The sequence below is a fragment of the Brevibacillus sp. AG162 genome (assembly GCF_006715575.1).
Taxonomy (GTDB): Bacteria; Bacillota; Bacilli; order Brevibacillales; family Brevibacillaceae; genus Brevibacillus; species Brevibacillus brevis.
The window spans coordinates 35,704-58,673 of sequence record NZ_VFNO01000003.1; the positions used below are offsets into that span (position 1 = coordinate 35,704).

32 protein-coding genes are annotated in these 22,970 nt (G+C 46.4%); 18 read left to right on the forward strand and 14 right to left on the reverse strand.

Going from position 1 to position 22,970, the window contains the following annotated elements; all coding sequences use genetic code 11:
- Positions 1-31: 31 nt before the first annotated feature.
- Positions 32-421 carry an ArsR/SmtB family transcription factor gene (locus FB479_RS09950; RefSeq protein WP_255438344.1) on the reverse strand — a complete coding sequence of 130 codons (390 nt, stop codon included), beginning with the start codon at positions 419-421 and terminating at the stop codon, positions 32-34.
- Positions 422-674: 253 nt separating this feature from the next.
- Here FB479_RS09950 and FB479_RS09955 point away from each other — a divergent pair, with 253 nt between their 5' ends.
- From FB479_RS09955 to FB479_RS09980, 6 genes are all read left to right on the forward strand, one after another.
- Positions 675-1,601, forward strand: coding sequence for a permease (locus FB479_RS09955; RefSeq protein WP_185746366.1), 927 nt, complete (start codon positions 675-677; stop codon positions 1,599-1,601).
- A gap of 10 nt (positions 1,602-1,611) precedes the next feature.
- Positions 1,612-2,610 carry a TIGR03943 family putative permease subunit gene (locus tag FB479_RS09960; RefSeq protein ID WP_142064716.1) on the forward strand — a complete coding sequence of 333 codons (999 nt, stop codon included), beginning with the start codon at positions 1,612-1,614 and terminating at the stop codon, positions 2,608-2,610.
- An 18-nt stretch (positions 2,611-2,628) separates the two neighbouring features.
- Positions 2,629-3,078: a GNAT family N-acetyltransferase gene (locus FB479_RS09965; RefSeq protein WP_106652742.1), complete on the forward strand. Its 450-nt coding sequence runs from the start codon at positions 2,629-2,631 to the stop codon at positions 3,076-3,078.
- A gap of 80 nt (positions 3,079-3,158) precedes the next feature.
- Positions 3,159-3,599, forward strand: coding sequence for an Rrf2 family transcriptional regulator (locus tag FB479_RS09970; RefSeq protein ID WP_142064719.1), 441 nt, complete (start codon positions 3,159-3,161; stop codon positions 3,597-3,599).
- A gap of 81 nt (positions 3,600-3,680) precedes the next feature.
- Complete coding sequence (locus FB479_RS09975) at positions 3,681-4,550, forward strand: alpha/beta hydrolase (RefSeq protein ID WP_142064722.1); 870 nt, start codon at positions 3,681-3,683, stop codon at positions 4,548-4,550.
- 299 nt (positions 4,551-4,849) lie between these two features.
- Positions 4,850-5,029 (forward strand): hypothetical protein, encoded by a 180-nt coding sequence (locus tag FB479_RS09980; RefSeq protein ID WP_106652745.1) that lies wholly within the window; start codon positions 4,850-4,852, stop codon positions 5,027-5,029.
- 213 nt (positions 5,030-5,242) lie between these two features.
- Here the strand turns inward: FB479_RS09980 and FB479_RS09985 are convergent, their stop codons facing one another.
- The 3 genes from FB479_RS09985 to FB479_RS09995 form a co-directional block, all read right to left on the reverse strand.
- Positions 5,243-5,647, reverse strand: a complete 405-nt coding sequence (locus tag FB479_RS09985) for an SET domain-containing protein (protein ID WP_142064725.1) — start codon at positions 5,645-5,647, stop codon at positions 5,243-5,245.
- Positions 5,648-5,733: 86 nt separating this feature from the next.
- Complete coding sequence (locus FB479_RS09990) at positions 5,734-6,381, reverse strand: response regulator (RefSeq protein ID WP_106652746.1); 648 nt, start codon at positions 6,379-6,381, stop codon at positions 5,734-5,736.
- Complete coding sequence (locus FB479_RS09995; RefSeq protein ID WP_142064727.1) at positions 6,378-7,184, reverse strand: sensor histidine kinase; 807 nt, start codon at positions 7,182-7,184, stop codon at positions 6,378-6,380. The genes FB479_RS09990 and FB479_RS09995 overlap by 4 nt, the downstream gene beginning before the upstream one ends.
- A 108-nt stretch (positions 7,185-7,292) precedes the next feature.
- Between FB479_RS09995 and thiD the strand changes: the two genes are divergently transcribed.
- Complete coding sequence (gene thiD, locus FB479_RS10000; RefSeq protein WP_142064730.1) at positions 7,293-8,087, forward strand: bifunctional hydroxymethylpyrimidine kinase/phosphomethylpyrimidine kinase; 795 nt, start codon at positions 7,293-7,295, stop codon at positions 8,085-8,087.
- A gap of 65 nt (positions 8,088-8,152) precedes the next feature.
- Here thiD and FB479_RS10005 read toward each other — a convergent pair whose 3' ends face one another.
- Together FB479_RS10005 and FB479_RS10010 are read right to left on the reverse strand one after the other, a co-directional pair.
- Positions 8,153-9,484 carry a DUF4179 domain-containing protein gene (locus FB479_RS10005; protein WP_142064733.1) on the reverse strand — a complete coding sequence of 444 codons (1,332 nt, stop codon included), beginning with the start codon at positions 9,482-9,484 and terminating at the stop codon, positions 8,153-8,155.
- A 5-nt stretch (positions 9,485-9,489) separates the two neighbouring features.
- The gene (locus FB479_RS10010) at positions 9,490-10,035 is read right to left on the reverse strand and encodes a sigma-70 family RNA polymerase sigma factor (RefSeq protein ID WP_142064736.1); all 546 of its coding nucleotides are present in this window, start codon (positions 10,033-10,035) and stop codon (positions 9,490-9,492) included.
- Between the two features lie 108 nt (positions 10,036-10,143).
- On the opposite strand from FB479_RS10010, the gene FB479_RS10015 reads away from it, so the two are divergent.
- The 4 genes from FB479_RS10015 to FB479_RS10030 all read left to right on the forward strand — a co-directional run bounded on the left by FB479_RS10015 (position 10,144) and on the right by FB479_RS10030 (position 13,049).
- Entirely contained in the window at positions 10,144-10,371 is a 228-nt protein-coding gene (locus FB479_RS10015) for a hypothetical protein (protein ID WP_142064739.1), read from the forward strand.
- 73 nt (positions 10,372-10,444) lie between these two features.
- Positions 10,445-11,518: a spore photoproduct lyase gene (splB, locus tag FB479_RS10020; RefSeq protein WP_142065679.1), complete on the forward strand. Its 1,074-nt coding sequence runs from the start codon at positions 10,445-10,447 to the stop codon at positions 11,516-11,518.
- A 154-nt stretch (positions 11,519-11,672) separates the two neighbouring features.
- A complete protein-coding gene (locus FB479_RS10025; protein ID WP_142064742.1) occupies positions 11,673-12,314 on the forward strand; it encodes a deoxynucleoside kinase in 642 nt (213 codons plus the stop codon).
- Between the two features lie 42 nt (positions 12,315-12,356).
- A complete protein-coding gene (locus FB479_RS10030; RefSeq protein WP_142064746.1) occupies positions 12,357-13,049 on the forward strand; it encodes a deoxynucleoside kinase in 693 nt (230 codons plus the stop codon).
- A 72-nt stretch (positions 13,050-13,121) separates the two neighbouring features.
- Here FB479_RS10030 and FB479_RS10035 read toward each other — a convergent pair whose 3' ends face one another.
- Both FB479_RS10035 and FB479_RS10040 read right to left on the reverse strand, forming a co-directional pair.
- On the reverse strand, positions 13,122-13,712 hold the full coding sequence (locus tag FB479_RS10035; RefSeq protein WP_142064749.1) for a TetR/AcrR family transcriptional regulator: 591 nt from the start codon (positions 13,710-13,712) through the stop codon (positions 13,122-13,124).
- 18 nt (positions 13,713-13,730) lie between these two features.
- Complete coding sequence (locus FB479_RS10040) at positions 13,731-14,171, reverse strand: VOC family protein (RefSeq protein WP_142064752.1); 441 nt, start codon at positions 14,169-14,171, stop codon at positions 13,731-13,733.
- Between the two features lie 178 nt (positions 14,172-14,349).
- Here FB479_RS10040 and FB479_RS10045 point away from each other — a divergent pair, with 178 nt between their 5' ends.
- From FB479_RS10045 to FB479_RS10075, 7 genes are all read left to right on the forward strand, one after another.
- Positions 14,350-15,087 (forward strand): class I SAM-dependent methyltransferase, encoded by a 738-nt coding sequence (locus tag FB479_RS10045; RefSeq protein WP_106652755.1) that lies wholly within the window; start codon positions 14,350-14,352, stop codon positions 15,085-15,087.
- Positions 15,088-15,163: 76 nt separating this feature from the next.
- The gene (locus tag FB479_RS10050; protein ID WP_007724250.1) at positions 15,164-15,448 is read left to right on the forward strand and encodes a 4a-hydroxytetrahydrobiopterin dehydratase; all 285 of its coding nucleotides are present in this window, start codon (positions 15,164-15,166) and stop codon (positions 15,446-15,448) included.
- Between the two features lie 111 nt (positions 15,449-15,559).
- A complete protein-coding gene (locus tag FB479_RS10055) occupies positions 15,560-15,880 on the forward strand; it encodes a hypothetical protein (protein ID WP_106652756.1) in 321 nt (106 codons plus the stop codon).
- Positions 15,877-16,641 (forward strand): DUF3109 family protein, encoded by a 765-nt coding sequence (locus FB479_RS10060; RefSeq protein WP_106652757.1) that lies wholly within the window; start codon positions 15,877-15,879, stop codon positions 16,639-16,641. The genes FB479_RS10055 and FB479_RS10060 overlap by 4 nt, the downstream gene beginning before the upstream one ends.
- Positions 16,642-16,697: 56 nt before the next feature.
- Complete coding sequence (locus tag FB479_RS10065) at positions 16,698-17,207, forward strand: acyl-CoA thioesterase (protein ID WP_142064754.1); 510 nt, start codon at positions 16,698-16,700, stop codon at positions 17,205-17,207.
- A 76-nt stretch (positions 17,208-17,283) separates the two neighbouring features.
- Positions 17,284-18,204: an aldo/keto reductase gene (locus FB479_RS10070; RefSeq protein WP_142064758.1), complete on the forward strand. Its 921-nt coding sequence runs from the start codon at positions 17,284-17,286 to the stop codon at positions 18,202-18,204.
- A 14-nt stretch (positions 18,205-18,218) separates the two neighbouring features.
- Positions 18,219-18,515, forward strand: coding sequence for an RNA polymerase alpha subunit C-terminal domain-containing protein (locus FB479_RS10075; RefSeq protein ID WP_142064762.1), 297 nt, complete (start codon positions 18,219-18,221; stop codon positions 18,513-18,515).
- A gap of 60 nt (positions 18,516-18,575) precedes the next feature.
- Here FB479_RS10075 and FB479_RS10080 read toward each other — a convergent pair whose 3' ends face one another.
- The 6 genes from FB479_RS10080 to uvsE all read right to left on the reverse strand — a co-directional run bounded on the left by FB479_RS10080 (position 18,576) and on the right by uvsE (position 22,902).
- Complete coding sequence (locus FB479_RS10080) at positions 18,576-19,016, reverse strand: thiol-disulfide oxidoreductase DCC family protein (protein WP_106652761.1); 441 nt, start codon at positions 19,014-19,016, stop codon at positions 18,576-18,578.
- A gap of 79 nt (positions 19,017-19,095) precedes the next feature.
- Positions 19,096-20,610 (reverse strand): histidine ammonia-lyase, encoded by a 1,515-nt coding sequence (hutH, locus tag FB479_RS10085; RefSeq protein ID WP_106652762.1) that lies wholly within the window; start codon positions 20,608-20,610, stop codon positions 19,096-19,098.
- Positions 20,611-20,921: 311 nt separating this feature from the next.
- A complete protein-coding gene (locus FB479_RS10090) occupies positions 20,922-21,128 on the reverse strand; it encodes a hypothetical protein (RefSeq protein WP_244944342.1) in 207 nt (68 codons plus the stop codon).
- Positions 21,129-21,134: 6 nt separating this feature from the next.
- The gene (locus tag FB479_RS10095) at positions 21,135-21,539 is read right to left on the reverse strand and encodes a hypothetical protein (RefSeq protein ID WP_232029935.1); all 405 of its coding nucleotides are present in this window, start codon (positions 21,537-21,539) and stop codon (positions 21,135-21,137) included.
- Positions 21,540-21,549: 10 nt separating this feature from the next.
- Complete coding sequence (locus FB479_RS30460; protein WP_185746373.1) at positions 21,550-21,753, reverse strand: hypothetical protein; 204 nt, start codon at positions 21,751-21,753, stop codon at positions 21,550-21,552.
- A 222-nt stretch (positions 21,754-21,975) separates the two neighbouring features.
- The gene (uvsE, locus tag FB479_RS10105; RefSeq protein WP_142064765.1) at positions 21,976-22,902 is read right to left on the reverse strand and encodes a UV DNA damage repair endonuclease UvsE; all 927 of its coding nucleotides are present in this window, start codon (positions 22,900-22,902) and stop codon (positions 21,976-21,978) included.
- Positions 22,903-22,970: the final 68 nt, after the last annotated feature.

Here is a 22,970-nt window from a genome sequence, read left to right on the forward strand (position 1 = left end):
TAGTGACGGACCAGTATAAAAGCCAGTGGATTTACGGTTTTGATTGCTTCAATTCGGAAGCATGCTCAATTCCACACATGATTAAATGACGGACATGATCATCATCGAGTGAGTAATAGACGAGCTTGCCGTTTTTGCGGTACCGGGCGAGGCCCATGTTTTTTAGCAAGCGCAGATGGTGAGAGGTATTGGGGATCGAACTATTGATGGTTGCTGCGACATCACAAACGCATAGCTCTCCTTCAAGTGCAAGCGCGTAAATGATTTTTGCTCGCGTATCGTCTGCGAGAGCCTTGAAGAGAGGGGCGACACCTTCCGTTTCCATCATTCTGGGCCGAAGCCTGTTTACTTTATCTTCATCGATCGTTTGTACTTCACAAACCTCTAGATCAGTGGGAATGCGCTGAATGTCTTCACTCACTTCATTCACCCCGAACCGTTCCATTTTTCACCATTATAAGACGGAAAAAGGGGGAAGGGAAGGCTGTACAACCTGTTCATCTTGAAAAAAAGTATAAGGACAAGAAGGAAATTTAAATGTCTGTATATAAATAGGAATGATACTTATTTGTAAAAAGAGAGGAGAGAACTCCCACTTGATTCTGAAGATTCGCCAATTCCTGTTTGAAATAATCGGGGCGCTCCTGCTTGGACTAAGTGTCGTTTGGTTAACAATGGGCAGAGACAGCAGCTGGTTTTCCGGTTGGAGCATAGAGTGGTCTCCTTTGTGGCTTGATGTGAAAACCTTTTTCCTTAGTATTTGGCTGGAAGCAATCCCGTTTGTTCTCTTGGGTGTATTCTTTTCTGCGTTTATCCAGACGTTTGTGACAGAAGAACAGGTGAGGCGCTGGACACCGAAGCATCCACTCGTGGCCCTGCCGTTTGCCGGGTTGCTCGGGTTTTTGTTCCCCGTATGTGAATGTGCGATTATCCCAGTGGTTCGTCGCTTGATTCAAAAAGGGATGCCGCTGTCAGTCGGGATTGTTTTCTTATTGGCTGGACCGATTGTGAATCCTGTTGTTTTGTCGTCGACCTATGTGGCTTTCGCCCGTCAGCCGGAAATGGCTCTCTACCGGGGCATTGCGGGATTCGTTGTTGCGCTTATTGTAGGCATGCTTGTCTTCCTGTTTGTCAAAAAAAATCCGATACGGCTCGGCATGGAATCGCAAATCAGTCATGAAGCCGACCATGTGAAAGGGACGAGTGGAAAGCTGTCCTCGACATTTGCCCACGCGGTGGACGAATTTTTTGACATGGGAAAATATTTGTTGTTTGGTGCGTTTATCAGCGCGCTTTTACAGGTTTTCATCAGCCGGGATACGCTCATGGACATCGGACAAACGCCGCTCACCTCCAATTTGGTCATGATGGGGTTGGCGTACTTGTTTTCGCTTTGTTCAGAGGCAGATGCGTTTATCGCTGCTTCCTTTGCCAATACGTTTTCAAGCAGCTCGTTGCTTGCCTTTCTGGTTTTCGGTCCCATGCTCGATTTAAAAACGACGTTGATGTTATTTGGAACGTTTCGTTTTGGCTTTGTTGTCAAGCTTGTCGTGGCTATTACGCTTTTGGTGATTTGCGTCACTATGCTCATACCGATATAAGGAGGAAAATATGGATCAGAACAAATTGAAGCGTCATCATATTATGCGCAGTCTGATTTTGGCGGGCATTACAGCGTTGTTGGCCTATTTGATCCTGTCGGAAACGCTCAGTCATTATCTCGCACCGCGATTGCACATGTTCAGCTATGTCACGCTCGTCATTTTGGCCCTGTTGACAATTGTCAGCATACGGCAAATTTTTGTAGGCAGCAGTGTTTACGATTGCGATTGTGAGGAGCAGCACAAAGTACCGCGTACACCTATGGGCTCCCTTTTGGTTTATGGATTGTTTGTGCTTCCTATCGTGATGGGGTTTGTCATGCCGGATAAAATTCTTGGCAGTGATGTAGCCGAGAAGCGGGGGATCACGCTACTCAGCAATGATGTACGAAAGCTGGCGGATGTTACTGCGAACGCGAATGCAAATGCAAATGCAACAGAGAATGAGAAGCAGAACGCAGAGGTAAAAGAAGATGCCGAGCCAAACGTAGAAACACAGCCAGAGGCTACCAAGCAAGCAGCATCGCCCCCGGTACAAGCGACAAACGACGAACAATTGCGGCAGCGATTCTCGAACGGGGGATTTGGTGACTTTTACACGGATATCGCCGTCTTTTTACATAAACAGCCAGTGATTGAGCTGGATGACAAAGTGTTCCTGGACGGTCTCACCACGATGGAGCTATATGCAAAAGAATTTGCTGGAAAAGAACTTGAGACGATGGGATTTGTATATCGGCAGCCTGATTTTACGAAGCAGCAGTTTGTCGTAGCGCGTTTTTCCGTCACCTGCTGTACAGCAGATTCCAGTGTTTATGGCGTACTGGTGGAAAAGGAGGACGCGAACAAATGGGCAAAAGACAGTTGGGTAAAAGTTCGCGGAAAGCTCGAGCTGCGTCAGGTAGACGGATACGACATGCTCGTTCTCAAAGCCTCTCACGTTGAAGCTGTCTCCGCCCCGAAAGATCCTTATGTGTACTATAGCTTTGAAGCAGCACCAGACAGTTAAAATACGGGGGAAAATGAAATGATCGTACGACTAGATTTACAGGATGAACAAACGGTACAAAAACTTTGGAACATGCAGCAAAGAGCATATCGTGTAGAGGCGGAGCTAATTGGAACGGAAGATATTCCTCCCCTGCGAGAATCAGTAGAACAACTGAGAACATGTGGAGAAACGTTTTTTGGCTACTTAGCGGAAGGTGAGCTTGCAGGGGCTGTTTCTTTTGTGATTGAAGGAGAAACGTTAGATATACATCGGATGATCGTGGACCCTGTTCATTTTCGAAAGGGAATCGCGAGTCAATTGCTTGCCTCTGTCCACGAGCATGGCTGCAGCAAGATAGTCGTCGCGACTGGTTCCTTGAATGAACCGGCCGTTCGATTGTATGGAAGACATGGATTCACTCTGGCGGATCAAAAAGAAGTGAAGCCCGGTCTGTGGCTATCTTTTTTCGAGAAAGGGATGAAGTAAGTCTCCGCACATCCACTGCTATCGATTGCTTGACACCAACTTTCGTTGTTAGTATATTAGTTACAACGAGGGGTGGTACAATGAAAATCAGTAACAGATTCACCATCGCAGTACATATCCTGTCGCTTATCAGCGTCCGTACCGATAATATGACCTCAGAGCAAATAGCAGATAGCGTGAATATTAATGCGGGATATATTCGGCAAATCAGTGGGCTTTTGAAAAAAGCCGGATTAATCGGAGTGAAGCGTGGATCGGGTGGAGCTTACTTGTTAAAAGAACCAGGTTCTATTTCTTTATACGACGTTTATCAAGCCGTCGATGTTGTCATCGAGGGTGAACTCTTCCATTGGCATGAAAATCCCAATCCAAATTGTTGGGTTGGATCAAATATCCATGATGTTTTGGAAATCTATTTATTGAAGGCACAGCAAGCTATGGAAGAGGTCTTGCGAGCAGTCTCCATCCATGAAATTACTGAGATCATGATTAGAAAAAAAAATGCTTCTTCGGGAGCATAATTTTTTCGACTTCGTTGTAAGTGTTTTACTAACAACGAGCCCGCCTTCTCAAAGAAATGATTACACAAGGAGGATTTAGGAATGGTTAGTTATGAATCTGAGATTAAAGAACTTCACTGGGATCAAGATGTAAATTCATTTGTTCAACTCATTCCAAACATCATTTATTCCGACAAAGGGAACAACCCTTTAAAGCTAAACTTATTGGTATATAGAAATCCGATGGATGCCTTATTTCATCGAGAGGGTAACAAAGAGGTTTATCCATTGATTATTTATTTGCAAGGTTGTGGATGGGGATGGAGCGACCAAGATTTGTTCGCCTTTATCCCGCAGCTATCTGAATTTGCCAAACGCGGGTTTGTCGTTGCAAGCGTGCAATACCGCCTTAGTTCAGAGGCTATTTTTCCTGCTCAACTCGATGATGTGAAGGACGCGATACAATTTCTAAAATCAAATGCTGCGATGTACAACATAGATCCAAGCAAAGTAGGTCTATGGGGAGATTCCTCTGGTGCACACTTAGCTTTACTAGCAGGGTTAGATGCTTTGGGATCAGAGGAAAATCAATGTGTGGTTCAAGCAGTTGTGGATTGGTTTGGGCCAACCGAATTACTGTCCATGAGCAAATACCCTTCTGTTTTTGACCATGATTCTCCACATTCTCCTGAGTCCAAGCTAGTGGGAGGAGCCATTCAAGAAAATCAGGCGAGAGCTAGAGAAGCGAGTCCCATCGAGTATGTTCGTCCAGATGCTCCGCCCATATTGATTATGCATGGTGACGCAGATGATGTAGTGCCCTATGAACAAAGCGTTGAATTTTTTAATGCATTACGCAGAGCTGGAAACAATGCATATATGTATAAAATTAAGGGAGCAGGGCACAACGGTTTCACACAACAGCAAACAATGGATGTTGTTAAAGCTTTTTTCGACGAACATTTAAAATAAACGCTAGTGACCTAATAGAGTAGCATCTCATAAAAAAGGAAGTCCCGTCTAAAATTAACGTGCACCCCTTAAAGTAGACATTGGAAAAACACTCTGGTGTTAAAACCGATGAATATTTTAGGGGGAGTTTTTCTCGTGGCTAAAAAGGGGCCAAAATTCCAGTCATTTCGTTTTGGCGGAGTTGATGAGGTAGTATTGTTTTAAGAAAAATGAAACGATCAGGTAGGGGTCAACGTAAAAGGTATCATGAAGGATTTCTTGTTTTACAGCCAAAGATCTTGTACACGGAGGATTAAATTGTGAGAAAACAATGGGTTGGCAAAATCGCTATTGTATTAGGGATGGTGCTGTTTGTTCTGCAATATTATTTTCAGACCTTTGAATATAACTATATTTTAATAGGGCTAGGGGTGATTCTCTGCCTGTTGGGAGGGTTCCTGGTTTCGGGCGATTCTCCCAAAAAGGAAACAAAGATGTGATCCTGTCAACATTTTCCGGACTCATTCCGTAGACAGTTTTTAAAGGTTAAGATGGTGATTGGACTGGATAAAGATTACTGTGATACCTTTCCACGATAAGGCGAAAGCCCGCCCAAAGTGCTTGGGACGGATAGAGTTGCACAAAACAACCCGGAGGACGGGCACTTTTTCAAGTGTCTGTTTCCGGGTTTTCTTTCTTTTTACAGCATACGCTTATTTGGTATCATCTGTTTCTTTCTGTTGGTCTTCATAAAACCAGAGAGGATCATCGCAATCCTCAGCACCATTGTAGTTGATTAAGATTTCTTCACCCGCTTGAATATCCGTATACGCATAAAAATCAAAAGTGTGGTTGTCGAAGTTAATCTCATACGTGGCATTTGGCGTGTAGGAATGATTAAATAGCATGCCATAGCCTAACAAGAAGGCTGTGTGATTAGCACCGTACTCAAATGCATAATCCGCGAGTAAGGTTTTCTCAATATGCTCATGCTCTTCGTTCAAATAGGGCAGCACGGGCGCTTCATGAATCAGGTCGCCTTTTCGGATATCTTGCGTTGCAAATACACCTCTATTTAATTCTCCATTGCTTAGTTTGGAGGTCTTGACTTCGATCATGCGGATCACCTGCATTTCTTATGTCTGTGGAAAACGTATCTTTCTAAGGATGACAGTTGATCGAGCAGAAAGCAATGCTTTTTGTTTTATTTTTTGACCAAATGATGGCGAACCGCATAAGCAGCGAGCTGGACGCGATTAGCCAATTGCAGCTTTTCAAGAATGTTTTTTAGGTGGTTTTTCACAGTGTTTTCTGCGATGATCAGCGCCTCGCTTATTTCTCGATTCGTTTTTCCAGCTCCCACATACATGACAATCTCTCGTTCTCGTGGGGTTAGAACATCTGGAACCATTTCATCCGTCGCCTCTTCTTGGCGGAACCGGTACATGAGCCGGGTTGCCATTTCGCGAGTCAACTCACTGTCCTCGCCGAGCAAGGCATGCAAGTAGTTTATCCAGTCGTCTGGCTCTAAATTTTTCAGTAAGTAACCTTGGGCGCCGAACTGAATGGCCGTGATCAGGTCAGCAACGTCATCGGAGACGCTGAGAATGACGACCTTGATGTGCGGGTATGCTTTCTTGACCTCGCGGGTCGCTTCGAGTCCGCTCCATTTCGGCATGTTGATGTCCATGAGCACAAGATCCGGTTGTATTTGTCCGCATAAGAGAAAGGCTTCCTCGCCATTTTGCGCTTCTCCGATGACTTCAAAAGAGGGATCGGGATCAAGCAGGCTGCGAATGGCCATACGAGCCATCGGGTGGTCGTCGGCGATCAATACACGGTAAGCGTTCATTGTATTTTTCCTCCTGAATGAGAAGATAAGCGGATGATCGTACCGCCTGCCGGTCGCAACTGAATATCGATGGATGCGTTCAACTGGCGTGCTCGCTCGCGCATCATGGACAAACCGTATTTTTTCGTATCGGGAGAAGGGTTGGAAATCCCAATGCCATCGTCCTCAACGGCGAGAACCCAGCCTGTTGCTTCATCTGTCGTCAGGTGAATCCAAGAATGCTTGGCTTGAGAATGCTTGCGAATGTTTGCAAAAGCTTCTTGGATGATCCCAAACAGTTGTACTTCTGCGGTAGGAGTAAAAAAGCCGTCTTTGACATGCAATTCACTTACGACATCAATTCCAGATAAAGCGCTCCATTGCGCCAGCCATTTCTCAAGGCGTTGATCCAGACTGCCTTCTTCTGGCAATGAGCGCAAGTTAAAGATGGCTTGGCGTACATGATTGTCGATAGCAGAAACAGCGACCCGCGCATCGTCCAAGTGCCCCTGCTTCAGCTTTACGTTGAGGAAGAACAGAGACTGCGCAATTCCATCGTGTAATTCGCGGGCAAGGCGTTCCCGTTCTTCATAAACAGCGCGACGAGCTTGTTCCTCGACAATTCGTGCATTCATTTGTTTCAGGGTGTGAAACATCCACGTAGCGAATAAAAAAGAGAGAAAGAGCGTCAAGAGGGTAATGTACACATTTCCGGCTTCCATAGACATATAAGGCAGCAGAAAGTCGTGACGGATGAATTCAAAACCCCCGATGATGATGGTTGGAATCAAAAAGGTCAACCAATAAAAGATCCGATAGGACATGCAGATGCCTCCTTGCATGACTGTTGGCAAACATTCCTTTAGTATACCGAATGGGACGAGCGGATGGTATACTCAGGTGAGAAAAGGTGGAAAGCAGGAGGGAATGTCATGAGCACGATTGCGAAAGCATTGACGATAGCGGGTTCAGATAGCGGTGGGGGAGCTGGGATTCAGGCAGATCTGAAAACCTTTCATCAACTCGGTGTGTACGGGATGAGTGCAATCACCGCAATCACTGCACAAAATACATTGGGCGTAGCAGGCGTTTATCCGTTGCCGACAGAGGCGGTTGCCCAGCAAATGCATGAGGTGCTGCGTGATCTTGGCGCTGACGCGGCGAAAACGGGAATGCTGTTTAACGCTGATATTATTCATGCTGTTGCGGAAGAGGTCAAAGCATTTGGCCTGAAAAAGCTGGTGGTAGACCCGGTGATGATTGCCAAGGGAGGATCAAAGCTACTTCTGGATGAGGCGATCGTTGCCCTGAAAAAAGAGTTGTTGCCTTTGGCGGAAGTCGTCACACCTAACTTGCCGGAAGCAGAATGCTTGACTGGCATGAGAATTGAGACGACAGACGATATGCGCGAAGGGGCAAAAGCGATGCATGCGTTAGGCGCCCGCAATGTCCTGATGAAGGGTGGACATATGCAAGGGGACGTTGTCGTTGATATTTTGTTCGATGGTACCGCATTCCATGAAATATCCCATGAGCGTATCCATACACGCCATACGCACGGAACAGGTTGTACGTTTTCAGCGGCTCTTACAGCAGAGTTAGCAAAAAATACACCGCTCATCACTGCGGTTGAAAAAGCAAATCGCTTTATCTTCGAAGCGATTAAGACAGCTCCGCAATTGGGTGGCGGGCATGGGCCGACCAATCACTGGGCGGTTATAGATTAATTCGACGAACAAAAAATGAATGCCCCACAGTGATGCAGGTCACGCAATCACTGTTGGGGCATTTTTTATTTGACTTCAATAGAAAAAGTACCTTGAAGTCGTTCAGGATAGCTGGACAGAGGAAAGGAATAGGAAGTAGGCGTACCTTTGTTTGTTTTTCGTTTGAACAGAATGGAATAGTTTTGAATGGATTCATCTTTTGTGGAGTAGTTGCTTCCTTGCACATAATCATATTCATTTCCTAGGTCGTCAGTCAGGTCATACCCTAAGGATATATGAGAGTGTTTATCTTGAGGCGGAACCTTCAAAGAAAAGTCCATACCCACCACATCATCGACTTGACGCAGCGCCGTTAGTGTCAGGCGATCATTCGGGACTTTTGTGAGTGTACCTGTCTTCGCATCAATCACGATTTGCAATTGATCTTTGTCCAAAGCACGAATGCCATCTGCTTTCAGGTACAGCTTTTCGGGTTCCACAAAATAGATGCTCTCCAGATGGTATATCCTTCCGTTTCCTCCGTTGTCACGAACAGGAACCCCATTCCCCCAAAAAGCGAACATCTGTCCTTTTTCATCCTCAAGTCTTAGTTTATCAAAGTCAAATACATGTTTTTTATTGGCTGGGTTAAATCGGATACTCACTTCTGTTTGTGTAGGAAAGACTGCAATTTGTTCAATCGTAAAACGTTGTCCGTCAACTGTGACTTCCTTCATCACCGGATACACTTTTTTCTCAAGGGTCTTGTACTTGCTTTTGTCGACCGCAAAGTCAATCGATAGGGGAGTCTCTTGTTTGATATGATCGATTTCCAGCGTAACCTTTGCTGTCATTACATCAGGTATTTCGGTAGCTTCATTGATGGTAATATCAATGCGGTTTCGGATCACAGGGTCTTCGCTGCCCATGCCGGACCAGGAAACACCGTGCTCCCACTCCTTTCCTGATTGATCGAACAACTCGATTTTGTGAAGTGCTACTTCTTTATCGGGGAGAACATTCTTCATTGTATAGAAGAGGAGCATCCGTTTTTCATCTGCCAATACCTGATCGATCGTAAAAGTGACACCCTCAAGTGAACCACTGGCGCCAATATTTTGGACAAGATTGTGTTCTGCTGCCTTTTGCAAGCCTTTATCATCCCGAAGAAACTCAACGATCCTTTCCATTCCAGGAATCGAGCTGACATAAGCAGCAACAGCAGGTGAAAGGCGAACGGAAAAAATAAACACGAAAATGAACAAACAAGCAACCAGACTAGAACCAACGCGTATCCACCGATTGCGGTTCCGATTTTTACGCAGCTCTTTTGCTTGTTCCATCCCTCTTCGAATGTATTGGTCAATCTCAGCGGGAACCATGAATGGACTCGCATTCTTCTTTTCATTTTCACTCATTAAGCTCACCAGCCTTTCCCGAGATCTTTGCGGAGTGCACCCAAAGCCTTATGCAGCCAAGTTTTGATGGTACCTTCCGGATGACCGAGTACTTCTGCAATATCGCGTATCGTCCGATCTTCAAAATATTTCAAAATAATGATGTGGCGATAATTCGGACTGAGACGAGCGAGAGCCTCTTCGATTTGAATACGCTCGACATTCTGGTCATCCATAGGAATACTTGTACGAAATTCGACGTCATCTTCCATCGGATCCAAGATGATCCGTTTTCGCCGCTTTTGCTCATCCAGACAAATATGAATAAGGATGCGGATCAGCCATGTGCGAAAATACGCAGGCTGTTTCAATCGTGCCAGCTTGAGATAGGAACGGCACGTCGCTTCTTGAATGGCTTCCAATGCATCCGTCTCGTTACGAAGAAAGGCGAAGGCGATTTTATATAATTGTTCTTTATGAAGGCTGACGAGTTGAAAAAAGACATCATCATCTCCATCTTTTGCGCGTGAAACGAGCTGTTCCAGATTCACTTTTTCCCCCTCCTCTAGCATTAGACGGCGCAGGTGCCAAAACGGTTTTCATAAAATGTCTGCCAAGGCGCTTTTTTTTGAACCAATCGCCCGTCCACTGCTTACTGTAAAAGAAAGAAGTGTGTAAGGATGGGGTGCAGGTGCATGTGGATCAAATGGGTTACGATTCATGAATCGTATGGCCTCCCGCGGATTGCTCAGGAATGTCGGCGTTATTTGGAAATGAAGGGGATTCGTGTCAGGCTTTTGTCCAGACAGACCAAAAAAGCAGGACATGTCTATACACTGCAAGTACCGCTCGCTCAACAGGAGCAAGCAATGGCGCTGCTACGCGATTTTAAGAACACTCTGAAATAACGGGCACAGCCATACTTCCCCTTACGTCCAGTCGAATGGCACGGGCATACTAGGTGAAGGGGGGATGATGGATATGGGAACGACCCTTTTGGAAAGACCTGAAAAGACGGAGCAGAAAGGCAGCAAGCTGTTTGTTCCAGATTATATTTTCGTCGAGCCAAATGCACTGAATTATCCACTTGGTCAAGAGCTGTATCGCCATTTTCAAAAGGAAGGGATTCCGATGCAGATGACGACCAGTCATAATCAGGTCCGTGGCATCCCTGGGGATACGGAAGTGGAGAAATATCGCAATGCGAAGCGGACATTGGTCATTGGTGTACGCAAAACATTGAAGTTCGAGACCTCCAAGCCTTCCGCAGAATATGCCATTCCACTGGCAACCGGATGTGCTGCCCACTGTCACTATTGCTATTTGAACACAAATATCGGGACAAAGCCGTATGTTCGGGTGTACGTCAATACAGATGAGATTCTTGCGCAGGCCGAGAAGTATATCCAAGATCGCCCAGGTGAGATCACTCGTTTTGAGGCAGCCTGTACATCCGATCCAGTTAGCATTGAGCATCTTACGGGCAATCTGAAAAGAGCAATTGAGTTTATGGGCCAGCAGGAGTTTGGGCGGTTGCGCTTCGTGACCAAGTTTCACCACGTGGATTCCTTGCTGGATGCCAAGCACAACAAGCATACCCGATTTCGTTTCAGCATGAATGCAGACTACGTCATCAAAAATTTCGAACCAGGCACCTCCAGCTTTCATCAGCGACTGGAGGCCGCAGGGAAGGTAGCCAAGGCCGGTTATCCACTCGGCTTTATTTTAGCGCCTTTGTATTGGTTTGACGGATGGGAAGCAGGGTATACCGATTTGCTCGAAAGGCTGCGTTCGCAGTTGGTTCCCGAAGCGATGGAGGATTTGACGTTCGAGCTGATCCAGCACCGTTTTACCAAGATCGCCAAAAGCTTGATCCTCCAGCGCTATCCGAAAACGAAGCTGGAGATGAAGGAAGAAGAACGCAAGTACAAATGGGGAAAATACGGGAAAGGGAAGTATGTCTACCCCGACATCCAAGCAAAGGCGTTGCAGGCCCATTTGGAAAGTGAAATTGCCAGACTGTTTCCGCAAGCTCGCGTGGAATATTTTACGTAAGTACCAGACTGCTCTTGATGAAGAGCAGTTTTTCTTTTTGAAAAATGAGTACCAAATGATACTAAACGACACAATGCGAATGTTTTCGACAAACGCTTACATACGTGCTAGAATATGGAGTGCTCTCATTTTCTTGAAAGGAATCGAAGCATACATGAAGTCCATATTGATTACCGTTGAGGGACCTATTGGTATTGGGAAAACCTCTTTATCGCGGGAACTAAGCCGTGCATGCAACTTGCAGCTACTGGAAGAAATCGTCTACGAAAACCCGTTCCTAGGCAAATTTTATGAAAATATTGCCGAATGGAGCTTTCAGCTCGAGATGTTTTTCCTCTGCAATCGTTACAAGCAGTTGCAGGATATACATTCACAGTTCCTGAATCAAGGTATTTCCGTTGTTTCTGATTACAATATTTTCAAAAATACGATTTTTGCTAAACGGACGTTACAAGGTGATAACCTGCCAAAGTACCTCAAAATTTATGATATCCTGACAGAGGATTTGCCTCAGGCCCATTTGGTGATCTACATGACAGCTTCGATTGAGACCGTGATGAAGCGGATTGCGATGCGAGATCGTGAAATGGAGCGTAGTATGGATGTCACCTATATGGAGAACCTGATTGCTGACTACAACGAGTTTATGGAAGCGTTTGAAAAGCATCATCCGGATACGCCTGTCATCAAATTCGATTGTGACGATTTGGATTTCGTACATAGACCAGAAGATTTGAAGGTTGTACTGGATCGAATTGTGCCACGAATTCAAGAGTTGATGGGACAAGAAGGATAGGGAACGAAGGAAAAGTAAGCATGGGGATAAGGAGTTGCGTACATGTCGAGGTTTCAAAGCAGCACGCTTTGTGAAAAATACGGGATACCAAACAACGCAGTGATTACGATCGGGGGGACAGTAGGGGTAGGAAAATCCACCTTTACACATGCCTTAGCAGATCAGCTCGGATTTCGTGTGTCCGTAGAAAAGGTTGACAATAACCCGTATTTGGGCCGTTACTATAACGATTTATCGCGTTGGGGCTTCCATTTGCAAATTTTCTTTTTGGCAGAACGCTTTAAGGAACAAAAACGGATGTTTGATTATGGCGGCGGTTTTGTTCAAGATCGCTCCATCTATGAGGATACCGGGATTTTTGCCCGCATGCTGTACGAGCAAGGCAACATGACAGAAGAAGATTACCGCACTTATACAGAACTTTTTGAAGCGATGGTCATGACGCCTTACTTCCCGCACCCGGATATTTTAATCTATTTAGAGGGAAGCTTCGATGATATTATTGGCCGCGTAAAAGAGCGCGGGCGTCCGATGGAGCAACAAACGCCGGTGGATTACTGGCAGGATTTGTTTGGCCGCTATGATAGCTGGATTGCCTCCTTTACTTCCTGTCCGATTTTGCGAGTCAATATCAACGAATACGATGTTGTGGAGGACCCATCTTCGGTAGAGAGCATTATTGCTCGGGCTGCTGAAAAAATTCGGATTGGACGAGCTACCCGCTTTTCATCATAAAAACCCTTTGCAATGACAAAAAAGCACCCCTGCATTTTGCCGGCAAGAGGCGGAAGCAGGGGTGCTTTGCTTTTATTTTGCGCGATATCCTTCCAAGAGAAGGGTCATCGCTGCTGAAATTTCCTCAAGCGACTTCTCATGATCAGGCGTCTCCGAAATCCATAGCACCGCTTCATTCATCGCACCAGACAGCAAATGCGTCAGAGCATCGATGGAAACGGGTCGTAGGCACCCTTGCTCCTGCATCGTTTGAAGCTGCTCCTTGAGATGCCGCATGGAGTTTTCCTCGTCCATTCGTCGCCACGTTTCCCACCCGATGACAGAAGGGCCATCGATAAGCAATATCCGCTTGTTGCGATGTTCGACGGCCGAGGAGACAAAGGCCAAGCAACCCAAGATCAATTGTTGCCAAGGATCATCACTTTTCGCAGCTTCAGCTTCTACGCGCTCTCCGATTTCTTGTTGGACAGAAGCCAGTACTGCCTGAAATAATCCTTCTTTGCTCCCAAAGTTATGGTACAGTGCGCCACGGGTCACCCCGGCTTGTTTCACGATGTCTTCCATGGCGGCATCCGCGTAGCCTTGTCTGGAGAACATCTCTCTTGCCACTTCGATCAGTTTTTGCATCGTCTGCTGTTTTTGCTCTGCTTTGGACATCTTCATGTTGTACGATCTCCTTACTTATTTCATGCCAGATGAAACAGGATCAACATAACTGTCAGCAAATGCTTCAGTAGGCGGGATTACCTTTATGATATCAAGCAAAATGCCATTCGGATCGGATGTAATAAAATGCCGCTGACCGAAATCCTCGTCTCTAATGTCGAGATGGAGAGGAAGACCTGCTTTCACAATAAGTCTCTCGTATTCAGCGTCAACATCATCGACTTCGAAATTAAGGATAAGACCGCCATCTACGGGCTTTCGGAACCCTTGAGGAATCGTGTTGTGAGAAAGAGCCAAGATGGCTAGCTCAAATGGCGGAGTGCTGCTCTGATTTTGCAGGCTCACATACCAGTCTGCTTCGAAAACCATTTCAAATCCAAAGTGCTGTTGATAAAACTTCGAGCTAGCCTCAACTTGTTCTGTCAAGATAACAGGATAAAAGCTGTTCACTTTCATTATGGATCTCTCTCCCTCACGATTGGATGAGGTTAATTTAACATACATACAGTATGTATGTAAAGTGATTTCTCTATTTTTCAACAAAGCTTACCTACACTTTGCCACATGCAAATCGGCTCCGGATAAACCCCGCTGTGGTATAATAAGAACATCTTGGAATTAAAGGGGCTCAGACATGGCAGAAGAATGGTTTGAACGCAGCTTTCGCGAAGATTATGTGCTTGTGTATCGTCATAGGGACGATTCGGCAGCAGATGGAGAGATCGCTAATCTGTTGGAAAGATTGCCGGTAAAGGACACAGGACGCGTACTTGATCTTTGCTGCGGGAGCGGGCGTCATTCGCGTGCGCTGGCTCGCCGGGGGTATGAAGTAGTTGGTGTGGATTTGTCGCCTGTTCTTTTACAGTTGGCTGAGGAACAAAACACCTATCCACAGCTAAGTTTTGCCCGCTGTGACATGCGCGACATTCCGTTTCACGAAGAATTTGATATCGTGGTGAATTTGTTTACCAGCTTTGGTTATTTCTCCACCGATGAAGAAAATGCTAACGTTATTCGTAACATGGCACAAGCGCTCAAAACAAAAGGTGAAGTGGTCATCGATTTCTTAAATGCAGCGTACGTTATCGATAATCTCGTGCCGCACTCTACGAAGGAAGTCAGTGGGCTGTTGATTAAAGAAGAACGCTGGATCCAGGATGGATTTGTGAAAAAGCGGATACTGATTTCTGACGAGTCATCGAACGAACCGCGTGAGTATATGGAGCAGGTTCGCTTGTTTTCTGCCCAGCAAATGATGGCGATGCTTGCAGAGGCGGGATTCGAACAAATTCAAGTATTTGGAAATTATCAGTTTGACGAATATGTGGCCCATGAATCACCTCGAATGATTTTTTATGCCGTGAAGCAATAGGGTGCGGATAACCTGTACGTCTCGTGAATATGATGGTGTAACAACCGTTCATCGGGTAAAAGGGGGCATTGCTACAATGAGCAAGCTGTCTTTGGAACAGGTCAAATTGTATCTGAGCAAGGTGCCTGGCTGGAAGCTGGTAGAAGACCGAATGGCACTATCACGCACGTACCACTGTCGTGACTTTTCCACTGCGATCAGTTTCGTCAACCGGGTGGCAGAGATGCTTGAGCATGACAATCAGCACGTGGAAATTCATTTGGCAGGGGGAACGGTCACATTTACGTTAGCCACCCGCGAGGCAAAAGGTTTAACTGGCAAAGATTTTGCGTTAGCCCAGACCATCAGCAAAGTGAGCTAACAGGCAGAAGAGAAAGAGCCGCTTCCCACAGCGAAGCGGTATTTCTTTTTGGCTTTTTAAGAGCTACTTTGTTATGATGGGCAGTATGAACCATTTCGGAGGGATTACAAGATGGACATTCAACAACACGAGCAATTGATTCAACTGTTGGCGGAGTATAAAAATCAAAAGACTTCCGTGACTTTTACCCAATGGGATACCGAGAGTGAAGAAGAGGAAGAGGTAACACAGTTTCAAGCTCAACTCCTCGAAACCAAGCTGACTGACAATGAATTTGAGGAAAAAGATCTCCTGCTCGTGTTTACGACAGAACAGGGCGAAGAAATGGAAATCCTGATGGAGATTCCGGGTGATGAAGTAGATTTGGCTAGCTATGAGGAAGGCCATTTGCGCATTTTTGGAACAGAAGCGGAGATTGTTTTGCAAAAATGAAAACGAAGCGAGCTTTTCGTTATGTAGGCACGCCCGATTCCATGTCTGATAAAGAGGCGTACCACTGCGAAAAATATATAAAGAAAAACAAGCATTCCTTGGTGAGAGCAGGACAATATTTGGTTGATGTAACAGCCCTCCATGCCTTGTTTCACTTGGACTGTTGGAATTGCAGGACGGTCCATCGCGAGACCTGCTGTGAGGGTGGACAACCGTACGCTGTAGAAGAATGGCAGATTCCGATCATGGAGGGGGAAATCCCCTCTATCTCTGCTGGACTTCAGGATGAGTCCGAACGCAATCATTGGCTTACGCATGGGGTATGGGATCGCAATGAGCGTCCAGGAACCATTCGCATGCGGCATGGCAATTGTCTTTTTTATCAAGAAAACAATGGGCGTTACGGCTGTGCGATCCATGCTTATGCCGAGCAGGCTGGTCGTGAAGTTGAGCCTCTCAAGCCATTTAGCTGTCAACTGTATCCAATTGATTTGATTGATACAGGGGAGGGGATTCTGTTAACGGCAGTTACTAATGAAACTTCGTCCTTTTCCAGATGGGGTACGGATTATTTGGAGCAGTTTTACTGTGCCAGCCCGGCTCGCCGAGAGCTTGCTACGCACATAGATGACAAGCTGTTTGCTTTAGACGGCTATCGCCCAGCCTATGAGTGGAATCTCCCTTTGTTACGTTACATTTTGCAAGAAGAGGCAGAGAGAATAGAAGGCATGCTTGCGAGCAGCTATCAATTGGAACGTTGAATGCCTTGTGATATGATGATGTATGCATCAAGTAGATTGATAAAGGAGCAACAGCGATGAACGTCAAGACAACTCAAGAATCTCGTACAATTCAGGCATCACTGGTTCAGCCATCTGATACGAATTACCATGGGACTATTTTTGGTGGTACGATGATGGCTTATATAGATGAGGTAGCTGCAATCGCTGCGATGCGACATTCGCGTCGCCCTGTTGTGACAGCATCGATTGACTCGATTGACTTTCTTGCTCCCGTGAAAATGGGACATTCCATCTGCCTGGAAGCGTATGTTTCGTCAACAGGCAGAACGTCTATGGAGGTTTTCGTAAAAGTTATCTCGGAAAATCTCCAGACTGGCAAGCGCATTTTGACCGCGACATCTTTTCTCACCTTTGTTGCACTGGATGAGGAAGGGAACCCGACTGAGGTGCCAGCCATTGCCCCTGAAACAGAGGAAGAAGAGAGATTGATGGCCACTGCGGAAGAGCGCAAGAAAATGCGCAAGGAACGAAAAGGGAATCTGCAAGATTTTGTGAGCCAATTGAACATCGAGAAAAACATATAATTTTTTTTAGTCTTCACCCTGAGCGAACATTCGTTCAGGGGATTCGCGTTTATCCATAATGAGGAGGAATCGGGCAATGAAGTTCCGCAGATTAGGAAAAACCGACCTGAACGTATCCGTAATCGGTGTAGGTACCTGGCAATTTGGCGGGGAGTGGGGAATGGATTTCTCCCAAGAAGCTGTTGACCAGATTCTCGACAAAGCAAAAGATCTCGGCATCAACTTGATTGATACAGCAGAATGCTACGGAGATCATCTGTCTGAACAGCTTATCGGGGGATATTTGAAAAAAAACCGCCGCGAAGACTGGATTGTGGCGACGAAATTCGGACATCATTTTCATGACAAATTTTCGCGAACCAATCATTACGGAGCAGCTGAAGTTCAGCAACAATTGGAAAAATCGCTGCAAGCCTTGCAGACCGACTATATTGACTTGTACCAATTCCACTCGGGACCAGACGAGGCTTTTGACAATGATGACTTGTGGACCTACCTCGACAAACAGGTGCAGGCAGGAACGATCCGTCATCTCGGCCTCTCGATTGCGAAAAATGACAACATGCATCAAACATCTGCCGCTACCTCGGTGAATGCAAAGGCAATCCAAGTGGTGTACAATCGTCTGGATCAAAAGCCGGAAGAAGGTGTTTTTGCTTCCTGCCAGCAGCAAGACCTGGGTGTGTTGGCTCGCGTTCCGTTGGCGAGTGGTTATTTGAGCGGAAAGTATAAGCCAGGTTCTGTATTCGGTGGCAACGATGTGCGGCATCGACACGATCAGGAGCATGTCAACAAGCTGCTGCTCCAAGTAGAAGAAATCAAGAAAAATGAAGTTCCAGAAGGTATGGATATGGCGCAGTGGGCATTGGCGTGGTGCCTCAAGCATCCGGCTGTCACTACCGTGATTCCAGGCAGCAAGAGCCCAGCACAGGTAGAGGCAAATGCCAAAGCAGCTGACTATGTGAGCGATGAGCATCCACAAGCGACGTCGAAATAAAAAGGAATCGTGCTATGACAACTTCCAAAAAAACGGTAAGAACTTGCGCGAATGGTCATTCATACAAGAAAAGTAGTGATTGTCCGACTTGCCCAATCTGTGAGCAAGAACGCAAACCGGATATGGGATTTCTTTCTCTGCTCTCGGCACCAGCAAGAAGGGCATTGAAACACAATGGCATCACTTCCTTGGAACACCTCGCTAGTTACAGCGAAAAAGAGATCCTGAAATTTCATGGGATGGGGCCAGCATCTATGCCGAAACTTAGGACAGCATTAAACGAAAAGGGATTGTCATTCAAGAATGAATGATTGGGCATAGCAAATAAAAAAGGAGGAGTCGCGATAGGATAGCGGCTTCTCCTTTTTCTTTTAATCTAAAAAGCGGGATCTGATCTGCGGGGTAGGAAGCATGCATTGTTCTGCTTTGCCCATCCACCGATAACGATTTCTCGCCACCCAATCATAAATCGGATCGCGGATAGGTCTAGGGATGAGCCGAGCTGCGTTTGACAACAGAGGCCATACACCTTGAAGCTTGCGGCCAACGTGCAAGATCGCATCAGACTTTGTATATAGCTGTCCGTTGGCAATAAAAACCACGGAGGACATGTCTTTTTCCTGATAGCTGTAATGAGACAAAATTTCCTGTGCTCTCTGTGATTGCAAGGAAGCAAAGTGAATGTGCCCATGCGGATCACGCTTCAAAATAAACTGCACAGCACCGTGGCACAGATGACAAACCCCATCAAACAGCAACAGGTAGTCAGGATGGTCCAGTTCTCTGCCTGCTTTCATGAGACAGCCCTCCATACGTCAAGTGGTTTGGTCTACATGCTTATCCTTAGCTCCATCATAGCAGAGAAAGACAATGGTTCCTATACACGAACGATTATTCCGTGACAAACGCGAGTGTCCCTTGCTGGATCAGCTCTTCAGCCTTTACGAGATCAGGATGCATTTCGCGGTCTTCATGCAGGCGGGGAATCACTCGGCGCAATTGCTGATAGGCTCTCGCTGTGCCGGTCCCGAGATCTCCCGAACCAAAATCGATAGCTTGTGCTGCTGCCAAATATTCAATGGCAAGCACCTTGGTGACATTCGATACGATCGTGCGAAGCTTGCGAGCAGAAGTCGTTCCCATGCTGACATGGTCCTCCTGATTGGCAGATGATGGAATCGAATCGACCGATGCGGGATGGCAGAGCACTTTGTTTTCAGAAACAATGGAAGCGGCTACATATTGCGTGATCATAAATCCAGAATGGAGCCCGCCATTTTCGGTTAAGAATCCGGGAAGCCCACTTAGCTGTGGATTGACGAGACGTTCGGTGCGTCTTTCGGAAATATTTGCCAGCTCGGCGATGGCAATGGCAAGAAAATCAGCTGCGAATGCCATTGGCTGACCATGGAAATTCCCGCCGGAGATGACATCGCCTGTTTCTGTAAAAAGGATAGGGTTATCGGTGACGCTATTGCATTCACGAGTCACTGTGGTCCATACATACTCCAGCGTATCACGAGTTGCACCGTGCACTTGCGGGAGGCAACGAAGGCTGTAAGGATCTTGGACACGTAGCTCACCCTGCGCAGTCGTTCGCTTGCTGCCGGATAAGTGCTGGAGCAAGCGCTTTGCTGATTCCTGCTGTCCTGGATGCGGGCGGACGAGATGAAGCTGGGGATCAAACGCTTTTGGAATTCCACGCAGCGCTTCAATCGTCATCGCCGCAATCAATTCAGCGCTTTCAAGCAGAACTCGCGAATCATACAAAGCGAGGCAAAGCTGTGCAGTCATCGCCTGTGTACCGTTAATCAGAGCCAGACCTTCTTTTGCCTCCAGTCGAATTGGAGAAAGACCCACTTCACTCAGTGCTTCTTTGCCGGATAGCCGCTTGCCATTGACGAGCGCTTCACCTTTGCCGAGCATGACCAGTACCATATGAGCGAGAGGGGCTAGGTCGCCACTGGCACCAAGGGATCCTTGTTGAGGAATAATCGGATGAACCCCTCGATTGCATAGTTCTACAAGCTGAAGCAATGTTTCTTCCCGAATGCCCGAATACCCCTTTGCCAATGCATTAATGCGCAAAGCCATCATTGCACGGACAACTTCATCGGCATAAGGGTCTCCCATCCCGCAAGCATGACTCATAATCAAATTTTCTTGCAGCTTGCTTACGTCTTCATCGTGGATCATGACATCAGAGAATTTTCCGAAGCCAGTGGTGATTCCGTATACGACTTCCTGCTGCGATACCATTTTCTCTACCATGGCACGTGAAGCACGAACACGATTCAATGCTTCTTCGGTCAATTGGATGTGAGTGGCTCTTCTTGCAATGGAAACAACATCTTCAATACGCAGTTGATCCCCATCTACTTTTACAACGTTTGCTTGCTGATTCATCTGTAATTTCCTCCTTTAGCAGAGCAGAGAACGAAAAGAGCGAGGGGTTAGGATATATATCCTAACCCCTCGCTCGAGAGCATGTATGTGATTGGATGAAAACGTGTAAGCCTGCATTCGTCGCGGCATACGTTCTTCCTCACTTTCGTTCATGTGCAACTGTCTGATTATTTTAGCTATTGCTATCATTGTATCAAATGCCTACGTGCAGTCAAGATGATCTTGTCACGGCGGCTTCCCTAGAGAGGAAAAAAAGGGCTTAGTCCATTTTTTCAAACTGGGCGAGAGTCGTCTCTCGAGTTGGATAAATGTCATACCATGTACTGTGTTATTTCATCCGAAAGGACGTGTAGATCCGTGGAAAAGCGACGTAAGATGCCGCCTATGCCTACCGCACTCCCAAGGCGTCCTAAAGAAATGCCGAAGCCGCCTTCTTCAGCGATGCCATTGCCGTCTCCATCGATGCCGTCACCTATGAAGCCTTCTCCTGAAAAGCCCAGGTCGGAAAGTCCAATCAATCCGAATCATTCCATTCCTGCGCGCCCAATGCCGCAAAAACCGATCATGCCTGCTCCCAATCTGGCTAACCCGAACGTGCCAAACGTAATGCCGCCAAATCGGATGCCAGCGAATCCAATCCCACCCAATCTCATGCCGTCGAATCCAATGCCAATGCCACCGAACCGGATGCCAGCAAACCCTATGCCTAACGCTTCACCAAATGTAAGGCCAAATGAGAGCCCGAACTTGAGGCCAAATGTAAGACCCAATGTCAGACCAAACGTGCGGCCGAATGAGAGTCCAAACATGAGACCGAATGTTAGACCGAACGTAAGACCAAACGAAAGTCCAAATATGAGGCCAAATGTCGGACCGAATGTCAGACCAAATGTCAGACCAAATGTGCGGCCGAATGAAAGTCCAAACATGATGCCAAATCTAAGACCGAATATCAGGCCAAATATCAGACCAAATGTCAGGCCGAATGCGCGACCGAATGAGAACATTGGAAGGGAACTGGAGCTGTACCTGTTCAAATTCCAGTTTCATATGGACCGGATGCAGTACTTCCGCCACAAGTGCGATGAGCATCGTGAAAATCGCCGCAAATACATGGAATACCGCAGACATTTCAAGCATCATGAACGGAGAATGCATCATTATCATGACCGTTGCCAATTATGGAATGACGGTAGCAGTTCCTTTGGGAGAGGTTCATCATCTTCGGGTGGCAGTAGTTCTTCCTCCGGATACACTTATCGACATAGACGGGGTCATAGACGAGGGCGTGGGTGTGACTGCGGATGTTCATTTTGAAACGCATGAGGAAGGACGCCAGCTAATTAAGCGGCGTCCTTTTCATACTCATTTCGTAAATGCTTCAACAGCGACTCCTTTTTTCTTTAACTCGCGTCTTAAAGTAAATAGAGCATCATCTTTGTTTTTGCATTCCAATATGATGTCCACATTGTAATCCGCAAGCGCACTGACAAATGTAAGGAACGCTTCTGGGTCAATATCGTCTGCATGAGCCCGAAAGTCATTCGCTGACTTAGGTGAGGACATATGCATCTTTGGTGTTCGCTCTCCCCACGTTTGAATAATGCGTGGAAGGTATTCCGTCCAATCCTCGCCATCAGAATGGCAGTTGTGGTGGTGAATATCGAGCACCATCGGCACACCGATCCGTTCGCACAGCTCCAGTACCTCGCGCATGGTAAAAGACGTGTCATCGTTTTCCACGACTAAACGTCGCTTGACGTTTTCGGGAAGCCGCTCGAAGTTGGATGCAAAACGATCGAGAGAAGAGGCTTTGTCTTCGTATACCCCTCCCACATGAGTCACCAGGACGGAATTGTCGTCGAGTCCCAGTAAATCAAACACTTTTGCATGGTAGGAAAAATCGGCAATCGTCGATTCCAGCACAGAAGGCTTGTCGCTGTTCAATATACTGTAATGTCCGGGATGAGCTGTCAAACGAATACCATAATTGCGGATATAATTCCCTGCCTTTTGGAAGTCCCATGCGAATTCTTTTGCCCAATCCCATTCAGCTGCTACTGGATGAGTAGCAAGCGGAACAAATTCGGAAGGAAGTCGATACAAAAAGATGTTGTTTTCAACATTATAAGCAAGCAAATCCATTAAATTGAAAAAGTTTACCTGCATAACTTGCCGCAGTTTTTTTAATCGGGCTTGTGGGTCTAATTTATTTACTTGGGCAACTGTCGTTTTTTTGTTTGGATTGTTTTTCGTCTTTACACTGATGCAGGCATAGCCCATACGGATCAAGGAAATCCCCCTCCTTTGCAGCAGCATTCCTTTGTAGTATCTCCAAAACGGGAACGTCGCGGCTTCTT

Excerpts from the sequence above, each read along its gene's own strand:
- FB479_RS09955 (WP_185746366.1), top strand. The coding sequence starts at position 675 with ATGGGCAGAGACAGCAGCTGGTTTTCCGGTTGGAGCATAGAGTGGTCT.
- FB479_RS09960 (WP_142064716.1), top strand. The coding sequence starts at position 1,612 with ATGGATCAGAACAAATTGAAGCGTCATCATATTATGCGCAGTCTGATT.
- FB479_RS09965 (WP_106652742.1), top strand. The coding sequence starts at position 2,629 with ATGATCGTACGACTAGATTTACAGGATGAACAAACGGTACAAAAACTT.
- FB479_RS09970 (WP_142064719.1), top strand. The coding sequence starts at position 3,159 with ATGAAAATCAGTAACAGATTCACCATCGCAGTACATATCCTGTCGCTT.
- FB479_RS09975 (WP_142064722.1), top strand. The coding sequence starts at position 3,681 with ATGGTTAGTTATGAATCTGAGATTAAAGAACTTCACTGGGATCAAGAT.
- FB479_RS09985 (WP_142064725.1), bottom strand. The coding sequence starts at position 5,647 with ATGATCGAAGTCAAGACCTCCAAACTAAGCAATGGAGAATTAAATAGA.
- FB479_RS09990 (WP_106652746.1), bottom strand. The coding sequence starts at position 6,381 with ATGAACGCTTACCGTGTATTGATCGCCGACGACCACCCGATGGCTCGT.
- FB479_RS09995 (WP_142064727.1), bottom strand. The coding sequence starts at position 7,184 with ATGTCCTATCGGATCTTTTATTGGTTGACCTTTTTGATTCCAACCATC.
- thiD (WP_142064730.1), top strand. The coding sequence starts at position 7,293 with ATGAGCACGATTGCGAAAGCATTGACGATAGCGGGTTCAGATAGCGGT.
- FB479_RS10005 (WP_142064733.1), bottom strand. The coding sequence starts at position 9,484 with ATGAGTGAAAATGAAAAGAAGAATGCGAGTCCATTCATGGTTCCCGCT.
- FB479_RS10010 (WP_142064736.1), bottom strand. The coding sequence starts at position 10,035 with ATGCTAGAGGAGGGGGAAAAAGTGAATCTGGAACAGCTCGTTTCACGC.
- FB479_RS10015 (WP_142064739.1), top strand. The coding sequence starts at position 10,144 with ATGGGGTGCAGGTGCATGTGGATCAAATGGGTTACGATTCATGAATCG.
- splB (WP_142065679.1), top strand. The coding sequence starts at position 10,445 with ATGGGAACGACCCTTTTGGAAAGACCTGAAAAGACGGAGCAGAAAGGC.
- FB479_RS10025 (WP_142064742.1), top strand. The coding sequence starts at position 11,673 with ATGAAGTCCATATTGATTACCGTTGAGGGACCTATTGGTATTGGGAAA.
- FB479_RS10030 (WP_142064746.1), top strand. The coding sequence starts at position 12,357 with ATGTCGAGGTTTCAAAGCAGCACGCTTTGTGAAAAATACGGGATACCA.
- FB479_RS10035 (WP_142064749.1), bottom strand. The coding sequence starts at position 13,712 with ATGAAGATGTCCAAAGCAGAGCAAAAACAGCAGACGATGCAAAAACTG.
- FB479_RS10040 (WP_142064752.1), bottom strand. The coding sequence starts at position 14,171 with ATGAAAGTGAACAGCTTTTATCCTGTTATCTTGACAGAACAAGTTGAG.
- FB479_RS10045 (WP_106652755.1), top strand. The coding sequence starts at position 14,350 with ATGGCAGAAGAATGGTTTGAACGCAGCTTTCGCGAAGATTATGTGCTT.
- FB479_RS10050 (WP_007724250.1), top strand. The coding sequence starts at position 15,164 with ATGAGCAAGCTGTCTTTGGAACAGGTCAAATTGTATCTGAGCAAGGTG.
- FB479_RS10055 (WP_106652756.1), top strand. The coding sequence starts at position 15,560 with ATGGACATTCAACAACACGAGCAATTGATTCAACTGTTGGCGGAGTAT.
- FB479_RS10060 (WP_106652757.1), top strand. The coding sequence starts at position 15,877 with ATGAAAACGAAGCGAGCTTTTCGTTATGTAGGCACGCCCGATTCCATG.
- FB479_RS10065 (WP_142064754.1), top strand. The coding sequence starts at position 16,698 with ATGAACGTCAAGACAACTCAAGAATCTCGTACAATTCAGGCATCACTG.
- FB479_RS10070 (WP_142064758.1), top strand. The coding sequence starts at position 17,284 with ATGAAGTTCCGCAGATTAGGAAAAACCGACCTGAACGTATCCGTAATC.
- FB479_RS10075 (WP_142064762.1), top strand. The coding sequence starts at position 18,219 with ATGACAACTTCCAAAAAAACGGTAAGAACTTGCGCGAATGGTCATTCA.
- FB479_RS10080 (WP_106652761.1), bottom strand. The coding sequence starts at position 19,016 with ATGGAGGGCTGTCTCATGAAAGCAGGCAGAGAACTGGACCATCCTGAC.
- hutH (WP_106652762.1), bottom strand. The coding sequence starts at position 20,610 with ATGAATCAGCAAGCAAACGTTGTAAAAGTAGATGGGGATCAACTGCGT.
- FB479_RS10095 (WP_232029935.1), bottom strand. The coding sequence starts at position 21,539 with ATGTTTGGACTTTCATTCGGCCGCACATTTGGTCTGACATTTGGTCTG.
- FB479_RS30460 (WP_185746373.1), bottom strand. The coding sequence starts at position 21,753 with ATGATGCTTGAAATGTCTGCGGTATTCCATGTATTTGCGGCGATTTTC.